The sequence below is a fragment of the Pseudomonas sp. EA_65y_Pfl1_P113 genome, from assembly GCF_963970525.1.
Classification (GTDB): domain Bacteria; phylum Pseudomonadota; class Gammaproteobacteria; order Pseudomonadales; family Pseudomonadaceae; genus Aquipseudomonas; species Aquipseudomonas tritici.
Genome location: NZ_CAXAQM010000483.1, coordinates 1 through 473, shown reverse-complemented (window position 1 = coordinate 473; position 473 = coordinate 1). Strand labels below are relative to the sequence as shown.

General features: G+C 68.3%; 1 pseudogene. It reads right to left on the bottom strand.

Going from position 1 to position 473, the window contains the following annotated elements:
- Nucleotides 1–299: pseudogene (locus AACY52_RS30690) on the bottom strand (hypothetical protein); the annotation flags it as partial.
- Nucleotides 300–473: the final 174 nt, after the last annotated feature.

Genomic DNA, 473 nt, shown 5'->3' with positions numbered 1-473 from the left:
CAGCGGCACATTGCGCAGGCCGGGTCGAGTCGCGCGGCCTCGGCAAAGGCGGCGCGTCCTGCATCGTGCGCGAAGGCGTGGCTGAGTTGCAGGCCGTTGTCGAAAAAGGCCTGGGCTTGCGGTTTGGCGGTGCGGATGGCGAGCGCGCCCGCGCCGAAGCCGGGCAGGATGCGCGCGACGCTGGGGGCGATGGTGTCGTCGCCGCAAATGGCGTGCGGCGGCGCGCTGGCGGTCGCGCGCGCCACTTCGGCCGTGGGGGCGAGCAACAGCAGCAGTGGCGCAATCTTCAACACGCGCATCACGGGTCCCCAGGCAAGTTCCCTGCGCGATAGCCGATCGCGACGAACCGAGCCATGCTTGAGATACGCACGCGCCTCGCCTAAGCACCGCGCATGACCCAGCTCTCGATCTCGACCAACGACATTCGTCGCAGCTTCCTCGATTATTTCGCGGCCAACGGCCATGCGAAGGTC